Source organism: Streptomyces sp. NPDC090798 (assembly GCF_044768965.1).
GTDB lineage: Bacteria > Actinomycetota > Actinomycetes > Streptomycetales > Streptomycetaceae > Streptomyces.
This window is the reverse complement of record NZ_JBIVXA010000018.1, coordinates 109,112-135,992: the sequence shown is the minus strand read 5'-3', so window position 1 is coordinate 135,992 and position 26,881 is coordinate 109,112. Positions and strand designations below refer to the sequence as shown.

Below are 26,881 nucleotides of genomic sequence, written 5' to 3'. Positions count from 1 at the left end.
CGCCGGGACCGCTCTCCGGCCATGGTGGGCGACCCCGACGAAGATAGACAGGCTGCCTGCTAATATTTGTCAGGTGGCCTGCTCATCTCCGCCGGGATCTCCCCAGCAGGTCTGCCCCGTCGCGGAAGGTCCCGGAGGAAGGAGCCGCGCCGTGCCGCTTGCCGGTGACACCCGCACTCCGGAGCGAATACCCGAGGCCGGAGCACCCCGTGGCAATCCCTTCGGTGCGCGCTTCGTGGCGCCGCTGTACCTGGGGGCCTCGCTCAACCCGGTCAACAGCTCGATCATCGCGACGGCGCTGGTCGCCATCGCCGCGGCCCTGCGCATCCCCGTCGGGGACACCGCGATCCTGATCTCCAGCCTCTATCTCACCAGCGCGCTGGCCCAGCCCGCCGCCGGGCGTCTCGCCGAGGAGTTCGGGCCCCGGCGGATCTTCGTGGCCGGTATCACGCTGGTGCTCGTGGCCGGGATCGTCGGCTCGCTGGCCCACTCGCTGACGGCACTGATCGTGGCCCGGGTGCTGATCGGCGCGGGCACCTCGGCGGGCTACCCGGCGGCGATGCTGCTGATCCGCCGCCGTGCCGAACAGGCCGGCCACGAGGCCCCGCCGCGCGAGGTGCTCGGCGGTCTGTCGATCACCGGTGCCGCCACCGTCGCCGTCGGCCCCGCCATCGGCGGACTGCTGATCGGCGGGGCGGGCTGGCGCGCCGCCTTCTGGATCAACATCCCGGTCGCCGCCATCGCCCTGTTCCTGGCGCTGGCCGGGATCGCCCGGGACCCCGACCCGGTGCGCTTCGGCTCGCCGCGCGCGCTCGCCTCCCGCATCGACCTGCTCGGCATGCTGGGCTTCGGCGGCTCGCTCACCGCGCTGATGATCTTCCTTGACGCGCTGCCGCGCCTGGACTGGCCCGCGCTCGCCGCCGCCCTGGTCCTCGCCGCCGCCCTGGTCGGCTGGGAACTGCGCGCCGCCCAGCCCTTCCTCGACGTACGGCTGCTCGTCGCCAACGGTGCCCTGACCCGTACCTACCTGCGCAACGGCCTGACCTTGATGGGCACGTACGTGATCCTGTACGGGCTCACCCAGTGGCTGGAGGTGGCCCGCGGCCTGTCCGCCTACCAGGCCGGGTTGATGCTGATGCCGATGGGCGTGCTGACCGCCCTGGCCGCCCGGGTGGTGTCGCGGCGGGCGGCGGTACGGCTGCCGCTGATCGCCTGCGCGGTCCTGCTGCTCGTCGGCGCGGTGGCCACGCTGTTCGTGAGCAGCGGCACCCCGGTGGCGGCGGTCATCTGTGTCACCGCGGTCTTCGGCCTGACCTCCGGCGCCGGCACGGTCGCCAATCAGACCGTCCTCTACCAGGAGGCCCCCGCCGCCGCGCTGGGTACCGCTTCCGGACTGCTGCGCACCTTCGGCTACATCGGGTCCATCGCCTCGGCGGCGATCACCGGCACCGCCTTCCACCGCAGCGTGGGCGACAGCGGCCTGCACTCCATAGCGTGGGTGCTGGTCGTGATCTCCGCTCTCGTCCTCGTCATGACCGTCCTCGACCGGCAGTTGGCCCGGGCCGACCGCCACCACACGAACCAACCCCCGGCCGGGGCCCGGAATCCGGGCCCCGCGCCCGGCACAGAACCCCCTCGCGCAGAACCCCCTCGCACAGAAAGCCGATCCACTGACATGACCACTGGTACGCACACCACCCCCGCCCTCAACCCGGCCCGCACCGCGCTGCTGCTGATGGACTTCCAGCCCGTCGTGCTCGGCGTCGTGCCCGACCCGGAGGGCGTGCTCGCCCGCGCGGGCGAGGCACTGGCCTGGGCCCGCGCCCACGGGGCGCACGTCGTCTTCGTACGCGTCGCGCTCGCGGAGGAGGACGCCGCCGCCGTGCCCGCCCACAACAAGACGTTCTCCCAGGCCGCCGCGGCCGGATACCTCACCGACGGCACTGCGGCGACGGCGGTGCACGAGTCCCTGAAGGCCGAGGAGGACGATCTGACCGTACGCAAGACACGGATCGGTGCCTTCGCCAGCGACACCGACCTGCGCGCCGAACTGCGCGCCCGCGACGTGGACACCCTGGTCCTCGCCGGGCTGTCCACCAGCGGCGTGGTGCTGACCACCCTTCGGCAGGCGGCCGACGAGGACTACCGCCTGTTCCTCCTGGCCGACGCCACCGCCGACCCCGATCCGGAGGTGCACCGGGTGCTCATGGAGAAGGTCTTCCCCCACCAGGCCGAGATCATCAGCACCGCGGACCTCGCCGCCCTGAGCACGGCGGTGAAGTAGCCGTCACGACGTCAGGCGGTCTCGGAGTCCGCCAGGCGATTCATGATCTCGGCGGCCTTGTCGAGCGTTCGACGCTCGGGGGCTCGAAGCGCGGACCCGATCACCTCGGCCAGCCACGCCTCACGGGCCGCCGGGATCCGCTCGGTCAGCGTCCGCCCGGCCGGGGTCGCGCTCACCAGGGCCTTGCGCCCGTCGTTGGGGTCCTTCGCGGTGGTGATCAGCTCACCGGTGCGCAGCGCGGCCACGGTCTCCGCCATCGACTGCCGCCGCACGTGCTCGGCCTGCGCGAGCTCGCTCACGGTCATCGGACCGTCCGTGACGATCCGGTGCAGTGTGGTCAGATGCGACCAGTTCCACGGCAGGTCGTCGATCGGCGCCTCGGTGCGCAACCGCGCGCGCAGCCGCGTCATCGCCCGCATCAGCTCGACGGCGGTGCCCTCTGGCGGAACCGGTTCGCTACTCACCAAGCCAGCATATGGCAGGGCGAAGACGCTCTGACCAGCAAAGGGAACCGGTAGAGGCGGATCCCCGGGCAGCAAGACCGGATGCCCCGTCAACAGCCCGCCGGGCAGAGCCGGTTGCCCGGAGGGAGCTCATCTGTTCAATGGCGGCCCGGTGCCCACGTCGGCACCGGCCGAGGTGCGGGTGACGATGTGTTGGGCGATGTCGTCGAGTCGTGACGGGTGGTCGGAGAAAGCGGGTGCCGTCGGCGTCACAGTGGCTCTCCTCCGCGACAGGGCCGGCGAGCCGGACTTGCGTCCGCTGCGCGACCCCGTGGCTCCGGCATGAGGACGACGGTCAGCGGTGAGACGGAGTACGGCGGGCAACACCTGCCTCGGCGTGCCTCTCGGCCTCGCGTGCACCGCAGCGTGATCGAATAGGGCATGGCATCGTCCTGGACTGGTGAACGGGTACGCCTACGCGCTATCGAGCCCGACGACTGGGCAGCGTTCACGCGCTTCGCCGACGATGACGGGCGGCGAGGGAGCCGGCTGGATCTACCGCGGTCCGCCGAGAGCTACCGTGCCTGGGCGAAGGAGCAAGCCGTTGCCAAGTGCGGTGACGACCGCTTCCGGTTGGCAGTCGAAACGACGGCCAGGGGAGAGCTGGTTGGCACAGTCGGCTCGCATCGCACCGGCCCTCGTTCAGGCTGGTTCGAGTTTGATGTCATGATCGGCGCTGACCACCGGCGCAAGGGCTACGCGGCAGAAGCCCTGGTGCTGCTGCTGCGCTTCATGTTCGCCGAGCGGCGCTATCACAAATGCCTGGCAGTGGTCTTCGCCCACAACGAGGCATCGCTGGCACTCACCCGTCGGCTCGGCTTCACCGAGGAAGGGCGCTTGCGGGAACACGTCTTCTTCGCCGGCCGGCACCACGACCTCGTCATGATGGGCATGCTCGCCGACGAGTTCGACCAGCGACACGCGATGGACGCACCCTGAGCGGGCCATCCAAGCGGGTGGGAACGGCACCGAACGTGGTCGACGTTCGCTGTTCGCCGGGGGGCGGCCTGTCGCCGAAGGCGGGACTGCCCTCAGCTGCGCACGGTGGCACGCAGGCGCAAGCCGACAGTCGCGAGACCTTCCAGGGTGGTGACCTGGTAGCTGGGTTCCGGTCCGGGCGGCTCGCTCAAGTGGTAGCGGCGGGCGGTCTGCGCAGTCAGGAGCGTCAGCATCGCCATGGCCAGAGCGGCTCCCTCGCAGCCATGCGGCCCGGTACCGAAGGAGAGGAAGACCCCGGGTTTCGCCGGCGAGTCCGAATCATCGAGCCAGCGCTCGGGCTGGAACTGGTCGGGCTCGGAGTGTTCCCGTGCGTCGCGTTGGGCGGTGTAGGGGCAGACGAGAACGGTGGACCCGGCGTCGATGGTGTAGTCGGCGAGCTGGGTCTGTCGCGTGGCGCGCCGGGTCAGTAGCCAGCTCGGGGGGTGGAGTCGGAGCACCTCGCGCACCAGTGCCTGGGTGTATTGCAGGCGGTCGAGGTCGGTGCTGGTCGTCGCGGCCGGGTCCGCGGGCAGCAAGGCGGCTTCGGCCGCGACGCGGCCCGCTGCCTGGGGATACCGGGCCAGGTGGAGCAGGATCCATCCGGCTGCCCGGGAAGGTGTCTCGAAGGTGGCGACGGTGATTCCGGGGAGAGTGTCGAGGATGGCCTCTTCCGGCAGTAGGCCGTAGCGGGAGGAGGGACGGAGCATCTGTCCCAGCATGTCGTCACCGAGCCGGCCCGATGAACGGCGCCGCCTGACGATGGGCCGCAAGGCGTTGATGAAGGCGACTTGCTGCCGTGTGCGGAACCGCCGTGCCGGTGTGGGCATCCAGCGCGGCCATACCCAGCGCGAGGGGCGTACGAGCACCTCCCGGGCCAGGAAGAGCTGTGAGGCAAAGGGCAGCAGGGCGGGAGCGTCTTCGGAGAAGAGGTAGCCAACGCCGATCTCCGCCAGGGCGTGCCGGACCGGGGGCAGAATCTCGACGTCCTGGCCCGTGGGCCATTGGTCGGCGAATCGGGCGGCCCTGGGCGCAATCTCACCGATCCGGGCTGCAACCGCCTGCGGGCGCAGTCCGCGCATGCGGGCGGCGTGAGCGTGCGCACGCTCCTCGGGCGTCGGTGCTCCGCTCGAGCGCTTCAACGGCGGGAAGAGGGGCGAGGATGCCTTGGGGAAGTCCTGCGCGCGGCGCAGGACTGCTTCACACGGCCCGGCCGTAGCGGCTACGTAGACACCCGGCTCCAGCTGCCAGACGTCCCCGCACTCCTCAGCGCCGCGGCGTGCCAGTGCCAGCCGGTCGCGGCTCCAGGCCGCGAAGCTGCCTTCGGGCAACCGCGGCGGCTCATTCATCCGGCCCATGAGATCGTCTCTGACTCTCGAACCTTGCCGACTGTCCAGGCCGATGTCGTCGGCAGCGTCGCTCGCTGGGAACCGGCGGGCGCCCGGGGGCGCCCGCCGGCAGTGCGGTCAGACTCAGTCGCCGGCGTACGCATTCCATTCATGGGCCCCGTACGCACCGTAGTGGCGGGTGAAGGACAGCTTGCTGAGCAGCTTGGCGATCATGATGCACTCCTCTCGCCTGTCTGAACTCTTTCAGCCGAGGGTTCAACAAAGAAGTTCCCATCAGCACCAAATACCACATATCCCATATTGCCATATATGTCACATCAGGAGCATCGGTCACACGGCGCGCACGTCGCACGTATGGATACAAGGCGCGTGCTTGCGGGCCGGGCCCGCAGCCGGCCAACGTCGCCCCGGTGCTGGAGGTCCGCTCTTCACGCATCGACCGCACCGCACTCCCCCGGTCAGGCCCCCCGCTCTGCCGGGCGCGGGCCGCCGCGGAATCCCCGCACCGGGCGCATCTCGCCGTCAGTCGGTGCCGGCCGTGACCGGCTCCCAGCGGGCGTACTCGTCCATCAGCTCGGCGAAGCGGTCCCGCACCATCTCCAGGCCGGCGGTGGCCACCGCAAGGTGAAGCGGGGGCTCGTCGATGCCCGTGATGTCGGCGACGGCCGCCATGGACTTGACGAGGTCGCCCCTCACCGCCTGCTCGGCGAATTCGGCCATGGCGGCGTAGGAGGGCGCGTAGGCGGGGATGGACGTGGCGGGGAGCTTCGCATTGGTCCCGAAGTTGGTGTCGTAGCCCGCCGGCTCGACCAGGGTGACGTGGATGCCCAGCGGGCCGACCTCCTTGGCCAGTCCCTCGGTCAGGTTCTGCACCGCGCTCTTCGAGGCGCAGTACACGGCCATCGTGGGCAGGCTGACGTGGCCACCCATGGAGCCGATGTTGATGAGGTGGCCGGAGCCGCGTTCCCGCATGTGCGGGAGCACGGCCTGGATCACCTGGACGAGGCCCACCACGTTGGTTTCGAACTGGTCGCGCAGCTGGTCGGGGCTGACTTCCTCGACCGCGCCGACCTGCCCGTAGCCGGCGGCGTTGACGAGAGCGTCGATGGCGCCGAAGCGATCGACGGCCTCCTTGACGGCCTGCCCGATGCCGGCGACGTCGGTGACGTCGAGGCGCGTGACCAGGACATTGCCGAGGCCGGCGAAGGCCGGGTTGGCCTTGGTCGTGTCACGCATGGTGGCCACGACGTTCCAGCCGCGCGCGGCGTACTCGAAGGTGGCCGCCTCGCCCATGCCTGTCGAAGCACCTGTGATCAGAACGGTCTTGCGCATGATGCCCTCTCTCGTGGCGTGGCCCGTACGCCCGCCACTAAACAGAATCTACAAAATATGTATAGCACGCTCATTCGGTATGGTGTGCATATGGCAGCGACCCGTGGGGACACCCGACGCCGCGAGCAGGTGCTCGCGGCGGCACTGACCGTTTTCGCCACGTTCGGCTATCGCAAGACGTCGATGGACGCGGTGGCTCAGGCGGCGGACATCTCCCGCCCCGGCCTGTACTTCCTCTTCTCCGGCAAGGAGGAGCTGTTCCGCGAGACCATGCGGCAGGCGCTGGACGAGGCCCTGGACGACGTCCGCACGGCGCTGGCCGCGCCCGATGCGGACCTCAATGCGCGTCTGGTGGCCGCGCTCGACGCCCATCTGGGCCGCTACGTCGGCACGCACATCAACGAGGGCGTCGACGACCTGCTGGAGCACGGCACGGCACAGCTCCAGAGCATGTACGACGACTACCGGGCCGCCTTCCTCGACGCGCTCACCGAGGCCGTCGCCACCTCCGGCCGGCCCACCAAAAGCGTCACCCCGCAGCAGATCGCCGAGGTCCTGCACGCCGCCGCCGAGGGCTGGAAGCACCGCGTCGCCGACCGTCCGGCATTCGTCGACAAGCTCACCATGGCCGTCGACGTCGCACTGCGCCCCTAGGTTCTGCCGTCAGGTGTCACGCCACATCAGCAGGGCCGCGATGGGGAAGTCCGACAAGACCTGCCGGAGTTCCTCGCCGGCTGACGACTGCCGCGCCGGTCAGCGCTGGAGGATTTCGACGAGGCGGGGGCCGGTCGCGGTCATGCCTTTCCTGACGTAGTCCGTGAGGTCCTCCAGCGATTCGGCCCGGTGCACCTCCAGGCCGTAGCCGCGTGCGATGTCCAGTACGCCGATGCCGGAGATGTCGAGGTAGTCGCCTCCCGGGACGTGCATGATCTCGGCGAGGTCCTGCAGCGCGCGGTACTTGGTGTTCGTGCAGACCACGAACGTGACGGGCACCTGGTGGCGGGCCGCGGTCCACAGGGCGGACGGGGTGTACTGCATGGCGCCGTCGCCGATGAGGGCGACCACGGGCCGCTCGGGGCAGCCCAGGCGCAGTCCGATGGCGGCCGGCAGGCCCCAGCCCAGGCCGCCGGCGGCGGAGTAGAACAGCGACTTGGCGCGGGTGATGGTCAGGCGGTCGCGCATCACTTCCCCGGAGGTCCACTCCAGGGCGATGACCGTGTCGTCGTTCTTGCCCCGGTCGATCGCGTCGAGGATCGCCTCGATGGTGAAGTGCGGTCCGCTGGTGTCGGCTTCGGGGATCGTGCGGGTCGCGGGCCAGGGGCGGTCGCTGCCGGCGGCCGCGGCGGCGACGCGGACGAGCGCGTCCGACGGGTCGCCGATGGAGATGCGCCCGAAGGGCGCGCGGGCTGCTTCGTCCGGGTCGTCGGTGACCGCGTACACGCTGGTGCCCGGCTGCAGGAAGTCCCCGTCGCTGGGCACGTGGTAGCGGAAGACCGGTGCCCCGAAGCTCACGACGACGTCGTAGTGCGCGAGCACGTCGGCCACCTCCCCCGCGGCGGTGGGCAACTGCCCCTGGAAGCAGCGGTGTCGCGTCGGGAAGGGCGCCCGGGGCGGGCTCGGGGCGATCCAGACCGGAAGGTGCGCCCGTTCGGCCAGCGCGACGGCGGCCTGGAAGCCCTCCTCGGTGTCCGCGCCGGGCCCCAGCACCAGGGCCGGCGCCGAGGCGCGGTCCAGGGCTGCGACGAGGGTGTCCAGGGCCCGCTGCGGCACCACCGGGTCGCCGTCCACGCCGCGTTCGAGCAGGTGGTTCAGGGCATTGTCCTCGGCGGCCTCGGTCCAGTCGTCCAGCGGGACGGACAGGTAGACCACACCCCGGGGCGCGGAGTCGGCGAGCATCAGGCCCTTGGAGAGCAGCGACGGGGCGTCCTGCGGACGCAGCGGCTCACCCGACCACTTCACCAGCGGGTCACCGAGTTTGACCGGGTCGACGTTGGTGAGCATCGCGCCCACCGGCACGTACCGGCGCGCCTGCTGGCCGGCCATGACGACCATCGGCGTGTGGCCGCTGGCCGTGTTGGTCATGCAGCCCATCGCGTTGCCGCTCCCCGCGGCCGCGTGCAGGTTGAGGAAGCCGGTCGTGCCCGACGCCTGGGCGAACCCGTCCGCGATGGCGATCGCGGCGCCCTCCTGCAGCACCAGGTAGTACGGGATGTCGTCCGGAAGCCCGGTCAGGAAGGACAGTTCGTTGGACCCCGGATTACCGAACACCGCCTTCACTCCGTGGTGGCGAAGGATTCCGTAGAAGGCGTCGCTGACAGTGACCACGACATGCATTCCTCACGTAGAGTGCACGGACACAACTCCACCACTATCGCGCCAGATCACCGCATAAGCTCATTTTGCGGACGTGCGGGGGACGTGCGCCGTGCCGACCGCGGACGCACCCCGTGGGACGCCGGCAACTCTCCGGGCCCGGCCAGGTCGAGCCGGTACGCGACAAGCTCAGGCGCCTCGCGGAGCGGCGGGGCAGGCCCCTAGAAGCCTCTGCGGACACCCCCGTCGACTGTCAGCATCACGCCCGTGAGGTACGACGCGGCGGGCGACAGCAGGAAGGCGGCGCTGCGGCCGAACTCCTCGGGGGTTCCGTAGCGGCGCAGGGGGACGCCGGCGGTCGCACGGGCGCGGGCGGCGTCGGCGTGGCCGGTGTGCGCGTCGAGTTCGCGGACCCGGTCGGTTTCGATGTGGGCGGGCACGAGGCCGACGACGCGGATGCCCCGGGGGCCCAGCTCGTTCGCCAGGTTCTTCGCGTAACCGGCCAGGCCCGGCCGGAAGGCGTTGGAGAGCGCGAGGCCGGGGATCGGCTCGTACACGGAACTGGAGAGAACGAAGCCGATGACCCCTCCCTCACCCAGCTCCGCCGCGACGGCGCGGGACAGCCGCACCGCACCGAGGAAGACCGACTCGAAGGCGGCGCGCCACTGGTCGTCGTCGATGCTGTCCGACGTACCTGTCGGCGGGCCGCCGACGCTGATGAGCACCCCGTCCAGCCGCTTGAAGGCATCGCGTGCCGTGCCGATGAGCCGGTCCGGGGCAGCGGGGTCGGCGTTGTCGGCCACGACACCGACTGCCTGCCCCTGGCCGCCGAGCTCCGCCCCGGCGTCGGTCACCGACTCCTCGCTGCGGCCGCTGACGACCACCCTCGCACCGTCCGCCACCAGTTCGCGCGCGGCGGCCCTGCCCAGACCGCGGGTGCCACCGGTGACGATGTACACCCGGTCCTTCAGTCCAAGGTCCATGAGCGCTGTCTCCTGTCCCATCGTGCCGGGCGCATGGTCTACAACATCGCCTTCTGGGGTTGCGTGGGCACCACGATGACGGTGGTGGTGCCGGCGCCCAGGGCCGCCTTGAACTCCCGCTCCAGGTCCCCCGTGGTCTCCACGTCGACCGCTCGGCATCCGAAACCGCGGGCCACGGAGGCGATGTCGAGCCCGGGCAGGTCGAGGCCCGGAACGCCCGGCGTCTCCTCCAGCACCGCGAACGACTTGAGGATGGAGTACTCCTGGTTGCGCATGACCACGTACACGATCGGGAGGTTGTGCTGGGCCGCCGTCCAGATGGCCTGCACGGAGTACTGGAAGGAACCGTCGCCGATCAGGCCGACCACCGGCCGGTCGACGCCCCGGTCCCGGTCGCCCAGCGCGACGCCCACCGCGGCCGGGGTGCCCCAGCCGATCCCTCCGCTGGCCGTGGCGAAGAACGATCCGGTCCTGACCGTCGGAAGCCACTCGACCTGTTGCGCCATCGTGGAGGTCGATTCGTTGACGATGACCGCGTCCGGCGGCCTGACCCTGCTCAGGGCGGCGTACACCTCGGGCGGGGTGAGCGGGCTGTTCGGCGCCTGCGGCAGCTCACGGGGCCGCGCCATCGGCTCCGGAGCGGTCCGCGCGGACCCCTCGGCGACCATGTCCAGGAGCAGTTCGATCGCCGTCGCGGGATCGCCCAGGAGGCTGTCGCCCACCCGCGCCGCCGCGGCAACCCCCGGATTGCCGGTGATCTGCAGGAGCTCGGTGCCGTCGGGGAGGTAGTCGCCGGGCACGTAGGGGTAGTAGCGGAACGCCTCCGCGCCGATCACGACCACCAGGTCGTGCCCGGTCAGCCGGTCGCTGATGGTCTTCACCGACATGCCGAGCGGGCCGCGGAAGAGGGGGTGGTCCTCCGGGAAGGAGGCGCGGTCCAGCAGCGGGGCGCCGTAGACGGAAGCGCGCAGCTTCTCCGCCAGGGCCACGGCCGCGTCCCAGCCGCCGGCCCGGTCCACCTCCGGCCCGAAGACCAGCGCGGGACGACGGCTTGCGGAGATGCGGTCGGCGAACAGCCGCAGGCGCTGCGCGTCGGGGGCGACCCGGTCGCTGACGGTCCGGATCCGGGTGAATCCGGACAGGGGACGCTTCCAGTCGTCCATGGGAATCGACAGGTAGACCGGTCCCGCCGGCGGCTGCAGCGCCTCCGCGTAGGCCCGCATGAAGGCCTCCGGGACGTCTTCGGCGCGGGCCGGCTCGTAGGACCATTTCACCCACGGCTTCGGCAGCGTGGTGGCCTCGCGGTTGCCGAGATACGGCTCCCCGATCACGAGTTCACGGTGCTGCTGTCCCGAGGTGATGATCAGGGGCGTGTTTCCGTGGTAGGCCGCCACCAGGTTGCCCACGGCGTTTCCCACCCCGGCCGAAGAGTGCACGTTGACCAATGCGGGGCGGCCGGTCACCTGGGCGAACGTGTCGGCCATGGCGATGACAGACGCCTCCTGCAGCGCCAGGACATAGGTGAAGTCCTCGGGGAAATCCTGCAGGAAGGTCTGCTCGGTCGAGCCGGGATTGCCGAAGACCGTGGTGAGTTTCAGGGTTCGCAGCAGGTCGTAGGTCACGCCGTGGACGGTGGATTGCTCGGTCATTGTTGCCACCGACTTTCGTGCTGGAGCCGGGCGCCGGGTCAGCGGCCCTGCCCGTGGGGTGCGCGCTTCTCGGTGAAGGCTCGGGCGCCTTCCTTCGCGTCGTGGGACGCCGGAACCGAAGCGACGATCCGATCCTGCTCGACAAAGGCGTCCTCGTCGCGCAGTGCGGTCCGTTCGGTGACGGCACGTTCGACGGCTGCCACGGCCAGGGGGCGTCGTGCGCCACGAGGACGACGCTAGGAGCGTGCACGGATGGAGCCATTGGGCGACGGACACCATATTTGTCACGAAATTGGTTTCCCGGTACCAACATGCGCGGCGGCCATCAGCATTTCCTTGCTTGACAAAGCAGATTACTGCCTGTGCATACTCGGTCGGTCGGTCCGGAACACGGGAGCCCGCATGAACCTCGGCATGGCCATCGCTGACTTCACCCAGCCCCAGGGGCCGGCAGGCATCGCACGTCACGTGGGCCGGCTCGCCCGCACCGCGGAGGAGTACGGGTTCACGCGCATCGCCGTCATGGACCATCTCTTCCAGATCGGGATCGTAGGGGCGTCCGAACAGGAAATGCTGGAGGCCTACACCACGCTGGGCTACCTGGCGGCGAGCACCGGGCGCGTGGAGCTTCTCGCCCTGGTGACCTCGGCCGGCTACCGCGAGCCCGGCCTGCTGGCCAAGATGGTCACCACGCTCGACGTGCTGTCCGAGGGCCGGGCGGCCCTGGGCATCGGCGTCGGCGCGGGGTTCAACGTCGCCGAGGCGCGCGGACTGGGTCTGCCCTTCCCGCCTGTCGCCGAGCGGTTCGAGCGTCTCGAGGAGACGCTGCGGATCTGCCTGCAGATGTGGAGCGACGACGAAGGGCCCTTCAACGGCCGCCACTACCAACTCGAGCGCACCCTCAACTCCCCGGGCACGGTACGGCGCCCCCATCCGCCGATCCTGATCGGCGGGTCCGGCGAGCGGAAGACGCTGCGGCTTGTCGCGGAGTACGGCAACGCCTGCAACCTCTTCCACGGACCGGACCTCCGGCACAAGCTCGATGTGCTGCGCGGACACTGCGACCGGGCCGGGCGGGACTACGACACGATCGAGAAGACCGTCCTCCTCCCCCTCGACCCCGGGCGGCGGGGCGAGCACGTGCCGGGCCTGCTCGCCGAACTGCGCCGGCTGCACCGGATCGGCATCGACCACGTCATCGGCCCGGTACGGGGAGCCGACCAGCAGGCAGCCCTCCAACTGCTCGGAGAGCGCGTCGTTCCCGAGGCAGCGCATCTCTGAGGTGTCGCATCACCGACCGCGACGTGGCAGGAACCTGACCAGTTCAACAGTTTCAATTTGCTTGAAGAAGCATTTAAAGCGCATCCACTGACAAGTCCTCGGAGGAATCCGTGAGCGACAGCAACGACCAGCCGGGCAAAGACGCCGATGTCATCGTCGTCGGGGGCGGATCCGCGGGCGCCGTACTCGCCGCCCGGCTCAGCGAGGACCCGCAGCGCGAGGTCCTGCTGATCGAGGCAGGCCCGGACTACCCCGCGGGGCAGTTACCCCACGGGCTCCAAACCCCGCATCTGCTGGCCGATCCTGATCACGACTGGGGCTACACCGCGCGGGGCACCGACCGGGCCCCGGGCATCCCCGCTCCGCGCGGCCGGACCATGGGGGGCAGTTCCTCCGTCAACGCGGGGGTGGCCATCCGGGCGCGTTCCGCGGACTTCGCCGCCTGGGCGGACCGTTACGGCATCAAGGGCTGGTCCTACGAGGACGTCCTGCCCACGTTCAGGCACATGGAGAACACACCGGCCGGCGACGACGCCTACCACGGGCGCTCCGGACCCTTCCCCGTCCGCCAGTGGTCCTACGAGGAACTCACGTCGCCTCTGCGGGCGTTCGTCGACGGCTCGGCGGACCGGGGGTTCCGGCGTGTCGAGGACTTCAACGGGGCCGAGCAGGAGGGCGTCGGCGGCTATCCCGTCAACATCGCCGGCGGGGTGCGGCAGAACACCGCCCTGGCCTATCTGACACCACCGGTGCGGCGGCGCCCCAATCTCCAGGTGCTGAGCGAGGTCACCGTCGACACCGTACTCATCAAGGACGGCACGGCGCGCGGCGTGGTGGGTGCCTCCGGCACCGTGTACCAGGCCGCCGAGGTGGTACTCGCCGCGGGCAGCTACGGCAGTCCGGCCATCCTGCTGCGCTCCGGCGTCGGCCCGGCGAAGGACCTGCGGGCACTGGGCATCGACGTGGTCGCCGATCTGCCGGTCGGCCGGCGGTTGCAGGACCATCCGTTCTTCCACTCGCTGTTCGCCCTGGCGCCCGGGCACCAGACGATGACGGACGCCTTCTCGGCGGGTCTGTGGTGCGCCTCGACCGAGGCTCGGGCCGGCGAACTGGACCTCGGCATCGTGGCCGTGCACCTGCTGGACGGCTCCTTCAGCCCGACCGGCGGAGCCCTGCTCCTGGCGACGGCCCTCACCCGGCCGGAGTCGCGGGGCTCCCTCCGCCTGGCCGGCCGGGACCCCCACGCCGCTCCGGTCATCGACGACAACTACCTCGCGACCGCCAGGGACCGCCGCCGCATGCTGGAGGGCGTGAAGCTCGTGCGCAGCCTCGTGAGCACGCCGCGGTTCGCACGGGTGGTGGCCGGCGAACTCGTTCCCGGCGACGCCGTCCAAAGCGACGAGGAACTGCTCAACACGATCGAGGCCCGGATCTCCACCTACGGTCACCCCACCTCGACCGTGCCCATGGGAGGGCCCGAGGACGAATGGGCCGTGGTCGACGAGTCGGGCGCGGTCAAGGGGGTTGAGCGGCTGCGCGTCGTGGACGCCTCCATCATGCCGGAGGTCCCGTCCACGGTGACCAACGCGACCACCATCATGATCGCGGAGCACATCGCCCGCCACGTGTACCGGGCCTGACGAGGCGTGTGGAACCCCGGCGCCGGGGAGCGCGACGCGGACCGCCCGACCGGTGCGGTCCGCGTCAGCTCCACCACCCGGGCGCGCAGACGACGACCGCGTCGACCAGGTCCTCAGCCGATGAAGTGCCGCACCAGCGCCTCGTACACGCCAGGGTCCGCCGGATCCGCCGGAGCGTTCTGGTAGACGGCCCTGAACCGCGCCACGTGATCGGCGACCTCGCCGGTGGCGAGGCGCAGTTGCTCCTCGGCCGAGGATCCCCCTTCGCTTCGCCGCCGCTCTTCGCGCCGGTGGCCTCACTCCAGGTCGGCGGGCTCGGCGACGTACATGTTCAGGGCGTCGAAGACGGAGGCGGCGAGTCGCGGCCGTCCGTGGCCCGATTCAGTCGAGCTTTTTCACCACGGCCTCGAACTGCCTCACCAGAGCGGGCAGGGAGCGTCCGTCGAGCTGGTCGACGACCCGCTTACGGGCGCTCGCCAGATGAACGGGGTAAGCGGCCTGGAGGCGCTTTAGCCCCTCCGGGGTCAAAGAGGCCACATTGCCCCGCCCGTCGCCTTCGTGGCGCCGCTTGGTCACCTGGCCCCGAGCCTGGAGTGTGTCCACGATCCGGGTGATCCGACTCGCCGACAGGGCGCTGGCCGCGGCGAGATCCGTCATCCGCAGCTCCTGGTTCTCGGCTTCGGAGAGGCTCATGAGGACGACGTACTCGGTGAGCGTCAGTCCCGTGGCCCGCAGCAGATCGTCGTCCAGCGAGCGCGGGAGCGCGATGATGACGCGCATCAGGGCACGCCAGAGGCGTTCTTCTTCGGCGGCCAGCGGATCAGCGTCACTCATCCGTGCAGCTTACGTGCTCAAGCAAGCAAGCTCAAGCGTTGATCGGATCTCGGATTCTCGCGCAGCCCGCGGCGCCGCACAGAGCCGCTCACCCATCCCGGTTTATTTGCTTGACAAAGCACTGGCATGCCAAAGATGCTTGCTTACGCAAGAACAATCCGAGTTCGGCCACGATCCGGCCGGCCCTCGCCGGCCGGCCAGGTCCTGTCGTCACCTTCCCGTCGTCCGCCCGGAGGGCGGCCCCTGCGGCGTCAGGTGCGTGCTCTCGGCATGCCGGGCACCGGCCCTCGTACTTGGATACGTCACCCCCGCCGTCGCCGAGCTCACCGAATTCTTCGGCGAGCACCGGGCCGGCTGACCGCCTACCGTGCCCGCGACGGTGCGGCAGGCCGCCGGGCAGGTCGGGGAGCTGGAAGGAGTTGATGTGGTGCCGTACACACGGCGGGAGGCGGGCTGCGTCCGCGTCGCGGACGTCGAAGCCGTCCGCGCGCAGCTCGTTCACGGCGGCGTCCGGTGGGGGCTGGGCGCAGGCCGGTGCCGATCACCAGCTCGCCGTGCCCGTACGGCGGGCTGGTGCGGGACGCGTCCGCGGCCGCTGCGTCGTAGCCGCCGACCGAGCGCGACCGGACTTCCTTGCCCCTCTCGGCGTCGGCCGCCCGGTCCGGCGTTCAGACCGTTCCGTTGACGACGGCCGAAGTGGCCCGCCACGCCACCGCCGGCGGTGAACACCCCGCTTCGGCCCGGACCAGGTCAGAAGGGCAGCGCCCGCTGGTCGCTGGTGGCGTTGATCCAGATGACGTCGGTGAAGTCGGCGAGGCTGTCGGGGCCCGTCCGGCCCCAGCCGCTGTCGCGTACGCCGCCCATGGGCGCGTGGATCTCGTCGTTGACGGTGGGCGAGTTGACGTTGACGATGCCGTGCTGCAGCGTCGGCGCCAGCTCGAGGCCCCGGTAGGTGTCGCCGGTCAGGATCGAGGACGTGAGGCCGTACATCGTCCGGTTCGCGACCTGCACCGCCTCCTCGGCACTCTCCACGGCCTCCACGACGACGAGCGGCCCGAAGGTCTCCTCGTTGGAGACGGTCGCGGTGTACGGGACGTCGGTGAGGATGGTGGGCTGGTAGACAAGGCCGTCGTGCGTGCCGCCGGTGCGCAGCGTGGCCCCCTTGGCGACGGCTTCCCTGACGCGCTCGTCCACGAGGTCGACCGCCGCCCGGGTGACCAGGGGGCCGATGATCGTCGCCGGGTCCAGCGGGTCTCCCGAGGGCAGTGTCCTGGTGCGTGCGACGAACTTCTCCAGGAACTCCTCGTAGATCCCGCGCTGAACGATGATCTTGCGGGTGTTGAGGCAGATCTGGCCCTGGTGGAAGAAGGCTCCGAAGGTGGCGGCGCGGACGGCGTAGTCCATGTCCACGTCGTCGAGGATGATCATGGGGTTGTAGCCGCCGAGTTCCAGGACCGTCCGCTTCAGGGTGCGGCCCGCCCGTTCCGCGAGCATCCGCGCGGTGTTCACCCCGCCGATGAGGTTGATGACCCGTACGTCCGGGCTGGCGAAGAACTCGTCGGCGATGGCCGCCGCGCGGCCGGGCGCGTGGGTGACGACGTTGATGACTCCGGGCGGGAAGCCGGCCTCCTCGGCTATCTCGGCGACCATCAGGCCGGCGGATACGGGCGCGAACTCCGACGGCTTGACGACGACGGTGTTGCCCGCGGCGATCGGGTTGAGCACGGCCCGCCACGACAGGATGCTGGCGCCGTTCCACGGAGTGAAGCTCGCCACGACTCCCAGGGGACGGCGCACCCCGACCGAGTGGGTGTTGGGGACGTTGGACTGCAGGACCTCGCCCTTGGGCAGGAAGACCCAGTTGGCCGCCTGCTCCAGGGTCGCGGCGACGCCCTCCTGCTGGAACGTGGAGAACGGGATGGTGCTGCCGGTCTCCCGGGCCAGGATCTCGGCGATTTCCTCGCTCCTGCGCCGTACGATCTCGGCCGCCCGGTAGAACAGCTTCGCCTTCTCGGCCGGGGCCAGCGCCGCCCAGGCCGGGAACGCCTCCGCCGCGGCCTCGATCGCGATCCGGGCCTCCGCTCCCCCGGCGTCGGCGACGCGTGCGAAGACCTCACCCGTGTAGGGCTCGTAGTCCTCGAACACCGCCCCGCCGCCGGCCTCCCGCCACTGTCCTCCGGCGTAGTACTTGCGCACGGGTACATCGGGCATGACAACCCACTCTCAGATGGGAGAACTTACTTGCTTTAGCAAGCAGATTCGACCTCTCCTCGGCCGCGTTGTCAAGTACGGTCCGGCACAGATGCCGAGACGTCTTGCCTTTCTCCGGTGGGTCGTTGGTGCCTCACATCGCCTTGACGTGCCATCACGTCCGGGTGGTGATTGCCGAACAAAGCAATGAGTTAGCGCGGGCGTCCAGGGCCGGACTCGACCGCTCGACCGGCGAGGGTCAGCGCTGTGCGAACCGGACGCGTGTCGGCCGCGCGGCGTCCGGCCGCAGGGCGATCCCGTTGAGTGCCAGTGGTTCTCCGTGGACATCGGTGATCCTGACCGTGCCCCCGCACCCGCTGCCGGCGGGGAGGGACATGCCGTTCAGGGCGTCGGTGACGGTCGGGCCGTCGGCCCGGTGGGTCGCCGTCGCGGTGAGGTTGCTGAACTCGTCATACGACACGCCCGCGGCATCGGTGAGGCGGGCGGGGGGGCGCCTCGTGCCAGGCCCGGGCCTCGTGGTCGGCGTGGCCCGTGCGGGGGCCCAGGACCAGGTGGCCGCCGGCGTGGGCGTAGGCGGCGAGCCGGTCGAGCGTGGTGTCGTCGGCGAGGACAGGGCGGCCACGACGAGGACGTGTGGCGGCGCGCGGCCTCCCCGGGGCCATGCCTTCCCGTTCGCCGCGCGGGTCGTGCCGCCGGCGGGCGGGGACGATGCGGGCCTGCCGTCCGGCGTCGAAGGCGCCGCGGTAGGCCGCGGTAGGAGGGGTCGAGGATGCGGTGGCGGGCGGCCGGGTCCGGTTCGCCGTCGGGGGTCGCGAGGGGCGGCGCTCGCATGCGCGTCATGTCGTGCGTCATGTCACGTGCGGGGCGCGGGTGCCCGTCGCTGCCGCTGGGCGCCGATGCGACCGGTGCCCGGCAAGGCGGTGCGGGGGACGCGGCTTCCACCGCGTCCCCCGCACCGCCGGGACGGCATTCCTCAGCCCGGCCCTAGCGGCTGCTATTCATTATTGTTGTTGCCGTTGTTTTCACCGATGCTTATCGTCCTGACACTCTTGGTCATCTTGACGACCTTCTTGATCACGACGCCCTGGGAATTCTTGGTGATTTTGGTCGTTTTGGTGATCGTGGTGATCTTGAGGCCCTTGATGGTCAGTTCCTTCTTGACCGTCGTTTTGGTGGTGGTGGTCGTACTGTTCTTGACCAGCCCCGTGATCTCGGCGGCCTGGTGGCCCTGGTGGTTTGCCGCGACCGCGGCCACGGTCCCGGTGTGCGGCGTCGCCGGGGCGGCGAAAGCGCTGGAGGGTATCAGCGCGCCTCCTGCCGCCAGGGCGGTCGAGGCGGCAAGCATCACAAGACGCTGGGTACGGGAAGTGCGGGTCATGGGAATTCTCCTCCGTGAGAAATAATCAGGGTTTCCGAACAGTCCTGAAAATTCGCGGCCATTCGGTATTCGGTGCGGCCGGCTTCCGTTGAACCGGCCGGCATCTCTATTAGGCACCGGCGGACGAAAGGAGTCATGCCCCTGGAATACGTGGCAGGAGAACTCGGGACTTGACGGACGGCGGCAGCTCTGCTGCGGACGTGCGGCACATCAGGGGCCCGGAGCCGGGGCGGGCCGGGTGCGGGCTAGCCTGGCAGTTCTGGGCTGGATCAACACCGGACACCTGACCGCCCGATGCCGGCGGAGCACCCCGCCGCTGTCCGTCCGGGACAGACGAGAACGGAGCAGCCGACGTGAGCGACGCCCAAACCAGCACCCAGGAAGGAGCCGCGGCACCGGCGGCCGATCTGCCCGAGCGGATACGCCGGCACCGGCGCCACACGCTGGAACTGCTCACCGTCTGCGCCCTCGCTCTTGTCCCGTGGACGGTCCTGCTGGCGATGACACTGCCGTCCGTGTACGAGGTCCGCCAGTGGCGCGTGACATGGGTCGGATTCGACGCCCTGCTCATGGTCGCGATGGCGGCCACGGCGCTTCTCGGGTGGCTGCGGCACCGCGCTGTGATCGTGTCGGCGGCTGCGACGGCGGTGCTGTTGATCTGCGACGCGTGGTTCGACGTGTCGCTCGCTTTCGGCACCTCGGGGGTGTGGCTGTCGGCGGTGCTCGCGGCGTGTGTCGAACTGCCGCTGGCCTTCTACCTCATCCACCGGGTGATGGGGATGATCTCGCTGGCGCAGTGGCCCACCGTCAAGGCCGCCGCCGACAGCAGCAGGCAGCCTGCCCGCCCGGACGCCTGAACTCGTCCTGCCTTCCCGCGGAGGAGACGACATGATCAGGCACGACATGATCGGACAGGCCCTGACACGTATCCCGTCAGGGCCTGAGCTCCACGCGGTGACCCGCTAGCGATAGCAGTCCAGCACCGGGTCGGTCTCGCTGTAGATCGCGGTGTCCTTCATGAATCCCAGCTGTCCGTTGTCGGCGACGGTCATCAGCCAGCGGGTCGGGTGCGGTCCGCCGACCCAGGCCTGGCCGTCTTCCTTGCAGTAGAACCAGCTCGGGTTGGAGTACATGTAGCCGACGATCGTGCCGGGGTCGGGGTAGGAGTGGTTGTTGCCGATGATGCCGTAGACGGGCGCGCCCGACACGTTGTTGCAGTACCACCTGATGCCGCCGTCGTTGGTCCAGCAGCCCGCGGCGGCATGGGCGGACGGAGCCGCCACCGCGCCGAATCCGATGGCCAGCGCCGCTGTCGCCAACGTCGCGCCGATCTTCCTGTGAGCACGCATGCATTCCCCCGCGTTGTCGTTCCACCGAGCGGTGACCGGATCAAGGTGCGTCGAGGCACGGTGTGCTGCGGCCACTATGCCGAGCACGGGCCGCTCAGGTCGATCACTTCGATCCTGATGGAATCCCCCGTACGCAGCCGTTGGAATCCCCCGTACGCAGCCGCCGGAACCGGCCGCGTCGATTCGGCCGGCGATCTCCTGGGGCGGCCTCTTGCGCTCGCCGGTGCGGTGGCGCTCCGCGGACCGCTGAGTGCTACGGACCGGATGGACCGGGAGGGGGCGACGTCGTTCGGTGTGGGGCGCGTTCCCACCCCGGACGCGCTGCCGGGAGGTGTTCCGGCTTCACCACCGCCGCCCGGCGCGAGCGCGCCGGGCCTGCCCGTCTACTGGTGCTGTCGCCACCGGTCCGGGTCCTCTTCCAGGGCCGCCCGGTCCCAGCCGGCGTGTTCCGCGGCGGCGTTGTAGGTCGTGTGCAGGAAACCAGCCAGTGCCCGGTCCGGGTCGGCCGCAGTACGCACCGCCTCGTACGGCAGGAGGAACTGGGCGAAGTCAGGGCTGTAGAACGCGTCGGCCGGGGTGACCGGGTGGTCGGCGAAGCCACCCGGCTCGGGATAGGCGTATGAGTAGAAGGCTCCTTCTTCACCGCCGCCGGGCCAGAAACCACAGCTGCTCAGCTCGCGGGAGTAGCCCTCCACCATCACCCAGTCACCGCAGTTCGGGGCGCCGCCGGGATGCGGCGGCGCCGCCCGTCCTGAGAACCTCGTGCAGGCCAGGTCCATGGCGCCCCAGAAGAAGTGCACCGGGCTCACCTTGCCGGCGAAGTACGAGCGGAACTCCCCCAGCGCCCGGTTGGCCTGCAGCAGCTGCCGCCAGAAGAGCTGCGCGGCCCCCGGGTCGTAGGAAGTGTGCTGGTGGTCTTCATCGAAGGGGATCGCCGGGTCCACCTCGTTGGGAGACGCCTGGATCTTCGTCTCGATTCCCAGCTCGCTCAGGGCCCGCATCGTCTCGCGGTAGAAGTCGGCCACCGGCCTCGGCTCCAGGGCCACGCTGCGGTGGGCGCCGTCGCTGCTGCGGATACGCAGCTGATGGTCGAGGAAGTCGAACTCGATGTCGAAGACCCCTGAACGGTAGGGGATCGCCGACGTGGTCAGCCCGCGCGGGCTGACATACGAGGTGACCTGCCACCAGTGATTGACCATGGGCGCGTGGGCCAGCCGGATCTTGCCGACGATCTGGGCCCACATGTGCAGGGTGTCCCGGGTCTCGGTCCAGTCGGCGACGCGCAGCCGCGGCCACATCGTCCGCGACGCCTCATTGGAGATCACGGCCACAGCACACTCCTCCCAGGACAGCCGGCCGATACCGACCACGCTGCCCTCAGCCGGGGAATCAGGCAACCCGGCAGGCATCCCGGCGCGCCTCACCGGCCGCCGGACCGGGACGCTTGCATGCTCCACGAGCAGCCGTGCGCCCGCATCGCGAGGAGTGATCCAGCGGCTCAGTCCCACCAGCGGCGGGGCCCTTCGGGGCCGATCGGAAGGATGCTTTGATCATGAATGTCGACCAGTCGGTACTGGTTCTCGGGGCGACGGGGGGACAGGGCGGCGCCGTCGTCAGCGCGTTGCTGTCCCGCGGCGTCGCCGTCCGTGGCCTGGTCCGCAACCCTCGATCCGCTTCGGCCCGGGGCCTGGCCGCCCGCAACGTCGAGGTGGTGGGCGGAGATCTCATGGACCGCGAGTCCCTGGCCTCAGCCATGCGGGGCGCAGCCGGTGTGTTTGCGATGACCACGCCCTTCGAGTCAGGACCGGCCGCCGAGATCGCACAGGGCCGGAGCATTCTCGCCGCCGCCCATCATGCTCGTGTGCCACACCTGGTCTTCAGTTCGGTAGCAGGTGCCGATCAGGACACTGGTGTGCCGCACTTCGAGACCAAGGCTGTCATCGAGCGGGAACTGGCCGCAGGCGAGGTGCCCTACACGATCCTGGGGCCCACCTACTTCTTCGACAACGCCCTCGGCGGCGAGGACCGGATCCGCCAGGGGGTGCTCGATCTGCCCCTGCCACCGGACCGTGCGCTGCAGCAGTTGGCACGCCCCGATCTGGGCGAGTTCACCGCCGCCGTCTTCGCCGCGCCCGACGCGCTTGTCGGACAGCGCATCGAGCTCGCCGGTGACGCCCCCACGCCCGAAGACATGGCGGCCGCGTTGAGCACGGCGGTCGGTGGGACCGTTCGCCACAACGAAGTGCAGCTCAACGAGATCGGCAACGACGACATGCGAGCGATGTGGGCGTTCCTGCGTGGTCCCGGCTACCGCGTCGACCTGTCGGCGCTGCACGCCGCCCATCCCGATCTGCGCTGGACGTCGTTCGCCGACTGGGCCGAAAGCGCCTTCTCAACGGCGCCATGACATGGTGCCTTGTCCGCGGGTCCTTGGAATGGCCGGCATCAGCTGCCGGGTGGTGACAGCGCGGTACTGCAGGGGTCGCCGTGATCCCCCGTCACCGCGGGCAAGCGCGGTTGTCGCGGCGCGCACGCGATCCGGACGGCGGCGCGGCTGCATCCGCCTCAGCCCGGGGTGATCCGCGGTCTGCCCGTGGTGTGCGGCCGGGTGCGCCCGGGAAACCCGCCGTGTTGGAGGTGCGCGGTTCCGGGCGCGCACAGCGGGCCTCCCGGCCGCACCGTTCTCCTGCCCCGCTCCCCCGCCACCCGCGCATCGGCGTCGGCATTTTCACGCAAGAGTCACATGAGTGCGGGGCGGTCCCAGGCCTCAAGGCCTGGGACCGCCCCGCGCTATGGGGTGGGAGTGCTGCTCCTTACCAGCGGTACCAACGGCCACGGCTGCCGCCGGCTCCGGCGGAACGCATGACGAAACCGAGCAGCCATACAGCCAGCACGATCACGGCCACGATCCACAGAGCCTTCAGCGCGAAACCGGCACCGAAGAGAACCAGGGCAAGCAGAAGAACGAGAAGCAGGGGAACCATAGTTATCAACCTCCGAGGCAACGTGTTCCCTGCCAACACCCCGCCATGCACCCGAATTTTATGTGTTTCTTATCCTTCGGTGCGGGAATGCGGTACCGCCCCGAATCCTTCGCCTGGGAACCGAGGTCCACGACGGCCTCGTTGCTCCACGGGTCCCGCGGCCTTCCCGGCTGAGACGGCCCAGCAGGTAACGCGCGACGTTGTGCCGGCGCACCCGCAGGTACGCGCTCTCGATGTTCTGCGGGTTCTTCCTGGACGGACTGCGCCTGTCGTCCAGCCAGGCCTTCAGCGTCCGGTCGGTGACCGTCAGGCCGGCCTCCCGGGCCGCGGCGCGGGCACGCTCTGTGCGGGTGAGGTAGTGGAGCCGGGCGAGGAGGCCGCGCCGGGCGGTGACCGGGGTGGCGGCGAACCCCGCGAGCGCGTCGAGTTGCCGGGCCACGGCCTCGTGGCCCTTGATGCCGCGAGCGCCGAATTTACCGAAATCGTTGTTCCTTTCCGGCATTTCATCTCCTCGCTTTCCCGGCAACCGACTTGACGGAGCCTCACGGTCCCGTACTTCAGGGTGAGTCAAGATGCAGGATCGGGACGGGGGCGGCAGTGGGCTCCGGTGAATTCCGGCAGTAGTGGTCCGGAATGGTTTTTCTATCGTCCGGTGCGGCCTGGGCCTAGGGAGTCTCGAGGTGCCCGATGCCGGCGGCGAGCCGCCGGGGTTCGGTGGTGCCGGTGTCGTCGGCCTCGGTGGCGGTGACCGTCCAGGAGCAGCCGCGGTCGGTGCGGGCTCGGAGGGTGTACGTCAGAGGCGGCAACAGGTGTCCTTGTGCTGGTGTCGATGCCTCCTGGTGGGGCTGGTTGGCATCGGCGCCCAGTATCGGTGCCTGGTCAAAGAGGCGGCCCGCGCCGGGGACAATCGTCGCCATGAGTGAAGGTACGGGTGATGCCGAGAGCCGCCTGGCGCGGATCGAGCGGCTGCTGGAGAGCGGTGAGCGTGAGGTGGCGCCCGCGTGGCGGCGGGCGACGCGGGGTGAGCCGCGCTGGGCGGTGACCGCGGTGATCCTGGTGGCGGTCGCTCTGCAGTGGATGCTGCCGCACCGGCTCGCCTTCCAGCCGTACTGGGCTTTGCCGGTCCTGGAGTTGGTGCTGCTGGCCGGTCTGATCGCGGCGAATCCCCGGCGGGTCGAACCCCGCACCCGGTGGCTGCGGTGGTGGGGGCTGGCTCTGACCGGTGCGATCAGTCTGGCCAACGGCTGGTCGGCGGTCCGGCTGGTGACGGGCCTGGTGAACGGCACCGGGGAGACGGAGGCCGGGCCGCTGCTGCTGACCGGCGGCGGTATCTGGCTGACGAACGTCATCGTGTTCGCCCTGTGGTACTGGGAGTGGGACCGCGGCGGGCCGATGGCGCGGGTCCGCGGCCGGAGTCAGTACGCCGACTTCCTCTTCGTACAGATGCAGAGCCCGGAGACCGCGCCGCCGGACTGGGAGCCGGCGTTCCTGGACTACCTGTATCTGTCGTTCACCAACTCCACCGCCTTCAGCCCGACCGACGTGATGCCGCTGTCGCGCTGGGCCAAGATGCTGATGATGCTGCAGTCCTCGGTCTCCTTGGTGACGGTGGTGCTGGTGGTCGCCCGGGCCGTCAACATCCTCAAGTGACAAGGCCGCGTGGTCGTGTGCGGGCGGCCGATTTCGGAGGAATGTGCTCATGCGTATCAGGACCGCTCTCGCTCTGGCCGCCGTAGCCGTCGTCGCTCTGCTCGGTCTGGCCGGTACCGCGGCCGCCGACGGTGACGTGGGCAACGGCAACGGTGACGGCAACACCGCGACGCTGACCGTCAGCGGCAACAGCATCACCGGCACGGGCTTCCCGGCCGAGGTGTTCAGCGTCGGCAACACCGGCCTGGAGCAGTCCCCCGTCACGGTCACGTTCGCCCGCATCGGCTAGGTCCTGTCGCCACCTTCCCGCCGTCCGCCCGGAGGGCGGCCCCTGCGGCGTCGAGGGGGTCCCTCCCTGTCCGAGTAAAGCCGAGAACTTGGGGGCGCGTGCATGGCGTCGCGGGCGGACGGGAGTGTTTCGCCGGCAGCGGCGAGTCCTTGAGCGCCTTGCCCGCCGACATGAAGTACTTGAGGGCCTTTCCGGCGGCCGGGCCGGCGACGTAGTTCAGTCGCGGGTCCATGCTGTGCTCCGTCAGCCGCCGAAGCGCTCGCCGTCCGCGGAGCTTGCGGGGACGGCCGCGGCCCGGCGGCGACGGCGGTGCGCCACCCCTGCGGCCGCGGCCGCCACGGCGGCCAGGACCGCCGGGATCAGCACCGCGGGCCGCAGGGCCGACCGGTACAACGGAGCCGGTGACGCCTCCAGCGGGATGCGGGCGGTGTCGTTGTGGGGCGTGCGGTCGTAGGGGTTGTACGTCCGGATGGTGCCGTGGGCGCCGGGCACCTGCCGGTCGACGCGGAAGCGGAAGTCCACGGTGGTCGTCCCGTCGCCCCCCGACCACAACACGTCGCTGTCGAGATCACAGACGAAGGCCCCGCCCGGCTTCTTGGTCCGCGCGCACGCCCACTTCCCGTCCGTGTCCTCGAAGGTGTACGGGATGGAGGTGACCGTGGTGCCCTCCGGCGGGACCACCTCGAAGCGGCCCCTCTCGTCCGCCGGCCTGCCGGGGCCGAGGTCGCGCACGCCGAGCGTCACGCTCACCGTGTCGCCGACCCGGCCCCGCACGGTCCCGGTGACCGCCGCGTAGTCGGCCTGCACGGTGGTCTCCACGACGGTGACGGCGCCGGTGCCGTCGTGGATGCCCTCTTCGGGCGTCCTGGTCAGCGTGAGCAGGGCGCCGGTGCCGCGCACCGTGAGCTTGGCGGGCCGCTGCGGGTCGGACGACCAGGAGTAGTCCAGCGTGCCGGCCAGCTCCCCGGGGACGGCGGTGAAGGTGAAGGGTGAGCTCGTGCGGTACGCGGTGCGCGGGGCGGCCTTCACCGGGAACGTGCACCAGGCGTCGGTGAACGTCGGGTTGTAGGAGCAGTTGCGGAAACGGGCCGTCAGCACCAGGCCGCCCTGTGCGGTGATCCGCAGGGCGATGCCGCGCTGCGTGGAGAACCGGCTGGGGTTGGAGAACCTCGGTGTCAGCGCCGCGGGCTTCCCCGGCTCCACCCCGGTCATCTTCCCCAGCTTCTCGGGCCCGTACAGCGTGGGCCCCCCGACGGTCATGCGGGTGGTGCCGGTGACGGAGGGCGCGTTGTCCGCGCTCGCGGTGTACGTGACCGTCCCGCTGTCGCCCGGCCGCACCCCGTCCACGCCGTGGAGGGTGAAGGGCGGCATGCTCTCCCCGTCGTTGTCCAGGGTGCCGTACTCGCACGTCCACACCCAGCCCCCGCCGGTGCAGTTGTTGCCGCTGCCCTTGCCCACCCGGGCCACCCCGGCCAGCCCCGACGCGTCCACCACGACCTTGATGTTCCGGGCCGGTCCGGTGTTCCCGGGCACGACGGCGACCGGAAGGACGAACTCGCCGTTCGCGGCCTTCGCGCCCTCGTCGGCGTTGTACATGACGAACGTCCCGGGGGCCTCGAACCGCAGCTCGGTCTCACCGGACCCGTCGGCGACGGCGGGCGCGGCGGCCGTGAGGAGAAGTGCGGCGAGGAGTGCGACGAGGGTCCCCCACCGCCTGCCCTTTTGCGGGTGTGCGGTCCGTATCGGCATGCGGGGCACTATGCCATCGGCCTCCGGCGTCCCCCCAACACGGCCCGGGGCGAACGGACTTGGCGAACCGGCCGGCCGAACCGGCTTGGCGGACGGACGTGGCGAACCGGCTTGGCGGACGGCCTTGG

General features: G+C 70.3%; 24 protein-coding genes and 2 pseudogenes. 9 read left to right on the top strand and 17 right to left on the bottom strand.

Going from position 1 to position 26,881, the window contains the following annotated elements; all coding sequences use genetic code 11:
• Positions 1-151 precede the first annotated feature (151 nt).
• Complete coding sequence (locus tag ACIQTP_RS32925; protein WP_403406898.1) at positions 152-2,284, top strand: MFS transporter; 2,133 nt, start codon at positions 152-154, stop codon at positions 2,282-2,284.
• A gap of 11 nt (positions 2,285-2,295) precedes the next feature.
• On the opposite strand, the gene ACIQTP_RS32920 is transcribed toward ACIQTP_RS32925, so the two are convergent.
• Positions 2,296-2,748, bottom strand: a complete 453-nt coding sequence (locus ACIQTP_RS32920; RefSeq protein WP_403406896.1) for a MarR family winged helix-turn-helix transcriptional regulator — start codon at positions 2,746-2,748, stop codon at positions 2,296-2,298.
• Between the two features lie 420 nt (positions 2,749-3,168).
• Here ACIQTP_RS32920 and ACIQTP_RS32915 point away from each other — a divergent pair, with 420 nt between their 5' ends.
• Positions 3,169-3,726 (top strand): GNAT family N-acetyltransferase, encoded by a 558-nt coding sequence (locus tag ACIQTP_RS32915; protein ID WP_403406893.1) that lies wholly within the window; start codon positions 3,169-3,171, stop codon positions 3,724-3,726.
• A 92-nt stretch (positions 3,727-3,818) separates the two neighbouring features.
• Here ACIQTP_RS32915 and ACIQTP_RS32910 read toward each other — a convergent pair whose 3' ends face one another.
• Both ACIQTP_RS32910 and ACIQTP_RS32905 read right to left on the bottom strand, forming a co-directional pair.
• Positions 3,819-5,111, bottom strand: a complete 1,293-nt coding sequence (locus ACIQTP_RS32910; RefSeq protein ID WP_403406890.1) for a cytochrome P450 — start codon at positions 5,109-5,111, stop codon at positions 3,819-3,821.
• 522 nt (positions 5,112-5,633) lie between these two features.
• Entirely contained in the window at positions 5,634-6,443 is an 810-nt protein-coding gene (locus tag ACIQTP_RS32905; RefSeq protein ID WP_403406887.1) for an SDR family NAD(P)-dependent oxidoreductase, read from the bottom strand.
• A 90-nt stretch (positions 6,444-6,533) separates the two neighbouring features.
• Here ACIQTP_RS32905 and ACIQTP_RS32900 point away from each other — a divergent pair, with 90 nt between their 5' ends.
• Positions 6,534-7,097 (top strand): TetR/AcrR family transcriptional regulator, encoded by a 564-nt coding sequence (locus tag ACIQTP_RS32900; protein WP_403406884.1) that lies wholly within the window; start codon positions 6,534-6,536, stop codon positions 7,095-7,097.
• A gap of 99 nt (positions 7,098-7,196) precedes the next feature.
• Here ACIQTP_RS32900 and mdlC (ACIQTP_RS32895) read toward each other — a convergent pair whose 3' ends face one another.
• From mdlC (ACIQTP_RS32895) to ACIQTP_RS32880, 4 genes are all read right to left on the bottom strand, one after another.
• A complete protein-coding gene (mdlC, locus tag ACIQTP_RS32895; RefSeq protein WP_403406882.1) occupies positions 7,197-8,768 on the bottom strand; it encodes a benzoylformate decarboxylase in 1,572 nt (523 codons plus the stop codon).
• A gap of 209 nt (positions 8,769-8,977) precedes the next feature.
• Complete coding sequence (locus ACIQTP_RS32890; RefSeq protein WP_402050008.1) at positions 8,978-9,739, bottom strand: SDR family oxidoreductase; 762 nt, start codon at positions 9,737-9,739, stop codon at positions 8,978-8,980.
• Positions 9,740-9,777: 38 nt separating this feature from the next.
• The gene (mdlC, locus tag ACIQTP_RS32885) at positions 9,778-11,388 is read right to left on the bottom strand and encodes a benzoylformate decarboxylase (RefSeq protein ID WP_403406879.1); all 1,611 of its coding nucleotides are present in this window, start codon (positions 11,386-11,388) and stop codon (positions 9,778-9,780) included.
• 38 nt (positions 11,389-11,426) lie between these two features.
• Complete coding sequence (locus ACIQTP_RS32880) at positions 11,427-11,591, bottom strand: hypothetical protein (protein WP_403406876.1); 165 nt, start codon at positions 11,589-11,591, stop codon at positions 11,427-11,429.
• A gap of 199 nt (positions 11,592-11,790) precedes the next feature.
• Here ACIQTP_RS32880 and ACIQTP_RS32875 point away from each other — a divergent pair, with 199 nt between their 5' ends.
• A complete protein-coding gene (locus ACIQTP_RS32875) occupies positions 11,791-12,669 on the top strand; it encodes an LLM class F420-dependent oxidoreductase (protein ID WP_403406873.1) in 879 nt (292 codons plus the stop codon).
• A gap of 110 nt (positions 12,670-12,779) precedes the next feature.
• Positions 12,780-14,309 (top strand): GMC family oxidoreductase, encoded by a 1,530-nt coding sequence (locus ACIQTP_RS32870; RefSeq protein WP_403406870.1) that lies wholly within the window; start codon positions 12,780-12,782, stop codon positions 14,307-14,309.
• A gap of 381 nt (positions 14,310-14,690) precedes the next feature.
• Here the strand turns inward: ACIQTP_RS32870 and ACIQTP_RS32865 are convergent, their stop codons facing one another.
• From ACIQTP_RS32865 to ACIQTP_RS32850, 4 genes and pseudogenes are all read right to left on the bottom strand, one after another.
• Positions 14,691-15,143 (bottom strand): MarR family winged helix-turn-helix transcriptional regulator, encoded by a 453-nt coding sequence (locus ACIQTP_RS32865; RefSeq protein ID WP_168515964.1) that lies wholly within the window; start codon positions 15,141-15,143, stop codon positions 14,691-14,693.
• Between the two features lie 750 nt (positions 15,144-15,893).
• Positions 15,894-17,354, bottom strand: coding sequence for an aldehyde dehydrogenase family protein (locus ACIQTP_RS32860; RefSeq protein ID WP_403406867.1), 1,461 nt, complete (start codon positions 17,352-17,354; stop codon positions 15,894-15,896).
• A gap of 385 nt (positions 17,355-17,739) precedes the next feature.
• A pseudogene (locus ACIQTP_RS32855) lies at positions 17,740-18,176 on the bottom strand (beta-galactosidase trimerization domain-containing protein); the annotation flags it as partial.
• Between the two features lie 172 nt (positions 18,177-18,348).
• A complete protein-coding gene (locus ACIQTP_RS32850; protein WP_403406864.1) occupies positions 18,349-18,732 on the bottom strand; it encodes a hypothetical protein in 384 nt (127 codons plus the stop codon).
• 353 nt (positions 18,733-19,085) lie between these two features.
• Between ACIQTP_RS32850 and ACIQTP_RS32845 the strand changes: the two genes are divergently transcribed.
• The gene (locus ACIQTP_RS32845; protein ID WP_403406861.1) at positions 19,086-19,589 is read left to right on the top strand and encodes a hypothetical protein; all 504 of its coding nucleotides are present in this window, start codon (positions 19,086-19,088) and stop codon (positions 19,587-19,589) included.
• 105 nt (positions 19,590-19,694) lie between these two features.
• Here the strand turns inward: ACIQTP_RS32845 and ACIQTP_RS32840 are convergent, their stop codons facing one another.
• Positions 19,695-20,081: a hypothetical protein gene (locus ACIQTP_RS32840; protein WP_402050042.1), complete on the bottom strand. Its 387-nt coding sequence runs from the start codon at positions 20,079-20,081 to the stop codon at positions 19,695-19,697.
• Between the two features lie 383 nt (positions 20,082-20,464).
• The gene (locus tag ACIQTP_RS32835; protein ID WP_403407017.1) at positions 20,465-21,379 is read right to left on the bottom strand and encodes a DUF5996 family protein; all 915 of its coding nucleotides are present in this window, start codon (positions 21,377-21,379) and stop codon (positions 20,465-20,467) included.
• Positions 21,380-21,633: 254 nt separating this feature from the next.
• On the opposite strand from ACIQTP_RS32835, the gene ACIQTP_RS32830 reads away from it, so the two are divergent.
• The gene (locus ACIQTP_RS32830) at positions 21,634-22,488 is read left to right on the top strand and encodes an NmrA/HSCARG family protein (protein WP_403406858.1); all 855 of its coding nucleotides are present in this window, start codon (positions 21,634-21,636) and stop codon (positions 22,486-22,488) included.
• A gap of 406 nt (positions 22,489-22,894) precedes the next feature.
• Here the strand turns inward: ACIQTP_RS32830 and ACIQTP_RS32825 are convergent, their stop codons facing one another.
• The 3 genes and pseudogenes from ACIQTP_RS32825 to ACIQTP_RS32815 all read right to left on the bottom strand — a co-directional run bounded on the left by ACIQTP_RS32825 (position 22,895) and on the right by ACIQTP_RS32815 (position 23,982).
• A complete protein-coding gene (locus ACIQTP_RS32825; protein ID WP_351429451.1) occupies positions 22,895-23,065 on the bottom strand; it encodes a hydrophobic protein in 171 nt (56 codons plus the stop codon).
• A 103-nt stretch (positions 23,066-23,168) separates the two neighbouring features.
• Positions 23,169-23,567: pseudogene (locus tag ACIQTP_RS32820) on the bottom strand (transcriptional regulator); the annotation flags it as partial.
• 163 nt (positions 23,568-23,730) lie between these two features.
• Complete coding sequence (locus ACIQTP_RS32815; RefSeq protein ID WP_403406855.1) at positions 23,731-23,982, bottom strand: hypothetical protein; 252 nt, start codon at positions 23,980-23,982, stop codon at positions 23,731-23,733.
• On the opposite strand from ACIQTP_RS32815, the gene ACIQTP_RS32810 reads away from it, so the two are divergent.
• The gene (locus ACIQTP_RS32810) at positions 23,981-24,715 is read left to right on the top strand and encodes a hypothetical protein (protein WP_403406852.1); all 735 of its coding nucleotides are present in this window, start codon (positions 23,981-23,983) and stop codon (positions 24,713-24,715) included. The genes ACIQTP_RS32815 and ACIQTP_RS32810 overlap by 2 nt on opposite strands.
• 49 nt (positions 24,716-24,764) lie before the next feature.
• Positions 24,765-25,004 carry a hypothetical protein gene (locus tag ACIQTP_RS32805; RefSeq protein ID WP_403406849.1) on the top strand — a complete coding sequence of 80 codons (240 nt, stop codon included), beginning with the start codon at positions 24,765-24,767 and terminating at the stop codon, positions 25,002-25,004.
• Positions 25,005-25,247: 243 nt separating this feature from the next.
• Here ACIQTP_RS32805 and ACIQTP_RS32800 read toward each other — a convergent pair whose 3' ends face one another.
• On the bottom strand, positions 25,248-26,753 hold the full coding sequence (locus ACIQTP_RS32800) for a hypothetical protein (protein WP_403406846.1): 1,506 nt from the start codon (positions 26,751-26,753) through the stop codon (positions 25,248-25,250).
• Positions 26,754-26,881: the final 128 nt, after the last annotated feature.

Bases quoted from the DNA above. Each gene is read 5' to 3' on its own strand.
- ACIQTP_RS32890 (WP_402050008.1), bottom strand. From the start codon at position 9,739: ATGGACCTTGGACTGAAGGACCGGGTGTACATCGTCACCGGTGGCACC.
- ACIQTP_RS32810 (WP_403406852.1), top strand. From the start codon at position 23,981: ATGAGTGAAGGTACGGGTGATGCCGAGAGCCGCCTGGCGCGGATCGAG.
- ACIQTP_RS32800 (WP_403406846.1), bottom strand. From the start codon at position 26,753: ATGCCGATACGGACCGCACACCCGCAAAAGGGCAGGCGGTGGGGGACC.
- ACIQTP_RS32910 (WP_403406890.1), bottom strand. From the start codon at position 5,111: ATGAATGAGCCGCCGCGGTTGCCCGAAGGCAGCTTCGCGGCCTGGAGC.
- ACIQTP_RS32830 (WP_403406858.1), top strand. From the start codon at position 21,634: ATGAATGTCGACCAGTCGGTACTGGTTCTCGGGGCGACGGGGGGACAG.
- ACIQTP_RS32825 (WP_351429451.1), bottom strand. From the start codon at position 23,065: ATGGTTCCCCTGCTTCTCGTTCTTCTGCTTGCCCTGGTTCTCTTCGGT.
- ACIQTP_RS32850 (WP_403406864.1), bottom strand. From the start codon at position 18,732: ATGACCCGCACTTCCCGTACCCAGCGTCTTGTGATGCTTGCCGCCTCG.
- ACIQTP_RS32905 (WP_403406887.1), bottom strand. From the start codon at position 6,443: ATGCGCAAGACCGTTCTGATCACAGGTGCTTCGACAGGCATGGGCGAG.
- mdlC (WP_403406879.1), bottom strand. From the start codon at position 11,388: ATGACCGAGCAATCCACCGTCCACGGCGTGACCTACGACCTGCTGCGA.
- ACIQTP_RS32805 (WP_403406849.1), top strand. From the start codon at position 24,765: ATGCGTATCAGGACCGCTCTCGCTCTGGCCGCCGTAGCCGTCGTCGCT.
- ACIQTP_RS32835 (WP_403407017.1), bottom strand. From the start codon at position 21,379: ATGTGGCCGCGGCTGCGCGTCGCCGACTGGACCGAGACCCGGGACACC.
- ACIQTP_RS32865 (WP_168515964.1), bottom strand. From the start codon at position 15,143: ATGAGTGACGCTGATCCGCTGGCCGCCGAAGAAGAACGCCTCTGGCGT.
- ACIQTP_RS32815 (WP_403406855.1), bottom strand. From the start codon at position 23,982: ATGGCGACGATTGTCCCCGGCGCGGGCCGCCTCTTTGACCAGGCACCG.
- ACIQTP_RS32875 (WP_403406873.1), top strand. From the start codon at position 11,791: ATGAACCTCGGCATGGCCATCGCTGACTTCACCCAGCCCCAGGGGCCG.
- ACIQTP_RS32840 (WP_402050042.1), bottom strand. From the start codon at position 20,081: ATGCGTGCTCACAGGAAGATCGGCGCGACGTTGGCGACAGCGGCGCTG.
- ACIQTP_RS32860 (WP_403406867.1), bottom strand. From the start codon at position 17,354: ATGCCCGATGTACCCGTGCGCAAGTACTACGCCGGAGGACAGTGGCGG.
- ACIQTP_RS32915 (WP_403406893.1), top strand. From the start codon at position 3,169: ATGGCATCGTCCTGGACTGGTGAACGGGTACGCCTACGCGCTATCGAG.
- ACIQTP_RS32900 (WP_403406884.1), top strand. From the start codon at position 6,534: ATGGCAGCGACCCGTGGGGACACCCGACGCCGCGAGCAGGTGCTCGCG.